General features: G+C 73.0%; 2 protein-coding genes and 1 pseudogene. 1 reads left to right on the top strand and 2 read right to left on the bottom strand.

What is annotated here, in order from left to right:
* Both D471_RS0117990 and D471_RS0117985 read right to left on the bottom strand, forming a co-directional pair.
* Positions 1-344 (bottom strand): annotated as a pseudogene (locus D471_RS0117990) (HEXXH motif domain-containing protein); the annotation flags it as partial.
* Positions 345-1,421 carry an FxsB family cyclophane-forming radical SAM/SPASM peptide maturase gene (locus D471_RS0117985; RefSeq protein ID WP_449406570.1) on the bottom strand — a complete coding sequence of 359 codons (1,077 nt, stop codon included), beginning with the start codon at positions 1,419-1,421 and terminating at the stop codon, positions 345-347. It abuts the pseudogene before it with no gap.
* 731 nt (positions 1,422-2,152) lie between these two features.
* Here D471_RS0117985 and D471_RS39110 point away from each other — a divergent pair.
* A partial coding sequence (locus tag D471_RS39110) for a hypothetical protein (protein WP_017599900.1) occupies positions 2,153-3,594 on the top strand: 1,442 nt, incomplete at its 3' end.

Raw genomic sequence — 3,594 nt, 5'->3', positions numbered from 1 at the left:
GCCGCCGCGAGCGCCGACATCGCGCCCAGCCGGGGCTCCTCGTCGCGGTGGCCGTCCAGCGCCAGGGCGGTGCGGCGCGCCCACACCCCGACCGACGGGTGGCGCAGGACCGCGGCGACCGCGTCCGGGGCGGCCTCCTGCGCTGCGGCGAGCAGGTCGTAGGCCTCTCGGGCTCGTGCCGCGCCAGGGTGCGGCCGGGCGAGGGCGGCGTCCAGGACCCGGCGGACCAGGAGCAGGTGTTTGGCGTACTGGGTCCGGCGCAGGGGACCGGTGGCCGCGTGGCCCCCCGCGCCCCGGGCGAGCGCGTCGAACACGGTGTCCGGGAGCGGGCCTTCGGGGGCCATTCAGCGTCCTTCCCGCAGGCGTGCGACATCCGCGGCCACGGTCGCCCGGACGTGCGAGATGAGCCGGTACAGATCCCGGCAGTACACCGAGGGGTTGCGGAACCCGGATCCGCTCCGGTACCGGTGCGGGTACAGTCCGCCGCCGCACACGCGGGCCAGGGGGCAGGCCGCGCAGGTGGCGCTCAGGGCCCGGACTCCGATCTGGCGCGCGGCGACGGAGGGCAGGTACAGGGTCTCGTCGAAGGTGTGGGTGAGGGTGTGCAGTGGGGTGGCGGCCGCGCCGTCGTAGGCGGATCTGAGGCTGTCGACCTGTTCGATGGAACCGTCGGTCTCCACGACCACGAGCGCCGCGGGGGACAGGCCGACGCTCTCGGTGCGCGAGGGGCGGCCCAGGACCAGGCGGATGATCTCGTTGAACAGGCGGATGTTGGTCTCGCGCTCGGGCGCGTGGTACCAGCGGTCGAAGACGGCGACGAGCCNGGGGAGCCGGGAGCCGTAGGCGGCGCCGTCCGGGGTCCAGCCCCGTGGCGGGGTGTCCCAGTTGCCGTGCGGGAGGAGCAGGTCGACGGTGGGCGGGTCGAACTCCAGGAGCGCCTCGTAGGTGGCCACGGGGTCGGACTCCAGGTCGACGGTGGCGAGGAGTCCGCTCATCAGGTGGCGGTAACGCGGGGAGCCGAGCAGCTCCAGCCCGGCACGGACCTCGGCGTGGGTGCCGTGTCCGTTGGCGCGGCGGCGGTGTCGGTCGTGGTCCTCCTCCGTCCCGTCGACGCTGACGCCGACGCGCACGCCGAGTTCGTCGAACAGGTCGAGGAAGTGGGTGTCCAACAGGACACCGTTGGTCTGCAGGCGCAGGTCGACGTGGACGTCGGGTTCGTTGGCCTTGCGCAGGGCCTGGACGGTGTGGCGCAGGTGGTCGAGTCCGACGAGGAGCGGTTCGCCGCCGTGCAGGATGACGTCGACCCGGCCGCGGCCGTGGGCTCGGGCGTGCTCGGCGATCCGCTCGGCGACCCGCTCGACGACGGGCCTGGCCATGCGGCGGGGTTGGTCGCGCCACCCCTGGTCGGCCATCTCGTACATGTAGCAGTAGTCGCAGGCGAGGTTGCACCTGCTGTGCACCTTGAGGACGAACTCGCGCAAGGGGGTCGGGCGCCATCCCCGGGCGAGCAGGTCCTCGACGTCCAGGGTCTCGGGCCATTCTCCGTGGATCCGTGGCCGTTCACGGACCCGTGTTCCTCTGTTGTCGGCGCTCCGTGCCACGCTGGTGTCCTCCTGGGGCGAGAGCACACGTGAAATATCCGCGAGTATCGCGTTTGGGTGATATGTACTCTCTTGGCGGGTGAGCAAACCTCACTCACTCTCCCTCCGGGCGGAGCCACCCGCACAGCCCGCCCCCAACCCGTCCACGGGGCCGAAGCGGCGAGCGCGCCCGCCTCTGGATTCCTTCCCCGGCCGCGGCCGCCCGACGCCATACCAGAGGGACATTGGCCGGTTTCGGTCACCACGAAAAAGATTAAACCCCTTTTCTTGCGGTAGCGCCGGATTAGACATGGTTCACACCGGAAATTCGGTGCGGTGACCCACGCTTTTACCATCGCCTTTCACCGCACGCCCGACGCGACCAGGAAACACCCCGGAGCGAACGTCCGGCGCAAAGGCGCGGTCGACCGGCGTCGGCGACGTCCCCGGCTCCGGCGCCGATCGGAGCCGGACATGGACCAAGGTCCCGATTTCCGGCGTTCCCCGGCGCGCGAGCGGTCGACGGGGTTAGCCTGATGCTGCTTCGGAGATCCACTCTCGGTGAGTCCGCCATGACTGAACGCATCCTGTCCGCCGTCGACGAGTGTCTGGACTGGGCCCGGGGGCTCGGCCCCCCGGTCGTCGTGGACGTCGACGCCCTCCTGTTCCTCCTGATGACCCACCGGGACGTCGGGGCCCCCGCCCCCGGGGACTGGACCACCACCGACGTCCACGAGATCGCCCGCACCGTCCGCGACTGGGAGCGCGTGCCGGACACGCTCCGGGACACATGGCTGACCTGGTGCGACCACCTCGTCGACCGGGGCGGGCTGCTCTCCGGCGAGAGCCCGCGCAGACTGCGCGCGGCCATAGCGGCGGTCGCCCTGACCCCCGGCGGTCCCCCCTCGGAGCCCGCGGCCGCCGACCCCGCCGACGAGGCCGTCCTGCCGCTCCTGGACCGTCTGGGTGTCGGTGGGGACGGCGCCCCGGACCCGCTGCCCCCGATCGTGCCCGCGGCACCGGAGGAGCTGGGAGCCGCGGCGCGGTCGTGCCCTCCCCTGACCGAGGCCGCGCGGCTCACCGCGTGGGTGGGCGAGGGGCGGCCGCTGGACCGCGCCCTGCCGCATGACGCGCTGACCCGCGAGGACACCGACGCCGCCGCCGGCTCCCTCGGGGTCGCCCCGGACGAGGTGCACCGAATCCTGCGGGTGGCCCGGGAGGCGGGGCTCCTGCGCTCGACCTACACCCGGATCCTGCCCGGGCGCGCGGCCCGCGCCTGGGCGGAGGGCGACCCGGGGACGGCGGCCGACGCCTGGGCGGATGCCTTGCTGGTGATGACCGGATCACGCGGTATGACGGCCTTCCTCCTGCTCACCGACCTGTTCGTCTGCGGACGCCCCCGCACCCCGGAGCAACTGGTCGAGGTGTACGGGCCCGGGGTCGCGCTCGGCCGGTGCCCGGACGGACCCGCCGACCACGTCCGCTCGGTCCTGGAGACGCTGGTCGGCCTGGGCGCGGTCGAACGGGTCGGTGGGAACGGCTTTCGCGTCACCCCGTTGGGGGACCACTTCGCGGTGCGGCAACTGCGCCACTCGGGTGCCGACGTCCAGCTCGCTCCCTCGTTGGAACGCATGGAGGCCGAACACGTCCTCACGGTCCTGGAGAAGGGGCGTCCGGTCGACGCCGAGGGCCTGATGGCACGGTGGACGTCCACCCGCGACGCCCACACCGTGGCCCGGGAGCTGCTGGAGGCCTCCGCGGAACCGCGCGCCTGGCACCGCAGGAACCTGGTCGTCGCCACCCTGGCCGACCTGCGCGCCGATCTCACTCCGGTGCTGCGCATGTACGTCCACCACCCCGTCCTCGGCGGGTGGGCGCGGCGGCTACGCGGCACGCATACCGAACCGCCCACGTCGCACCAGGTGGTGTGGGCCGTCCTGGACAGCTACGCGATCCTGGTCGAATCCGGTCGGCCGTTGCCGGACCGGGACCGGGAGCGGTACGCCGGGTGCGC

The organism is Nocardiopsis lucentensis DSM 44048 (genome assembly GCF_000341125.1).
GTDB classification, from domain to species: Bacteria; Actinomycetota; Actinomycetes; order Streptosporangiales; family Streptosporangiaceae; genus Nocardiopsis; species Nocardiopsis lucentensis.
This window is presented reverse-complemented; position numbering and strand designations above follow the sequence as displayed.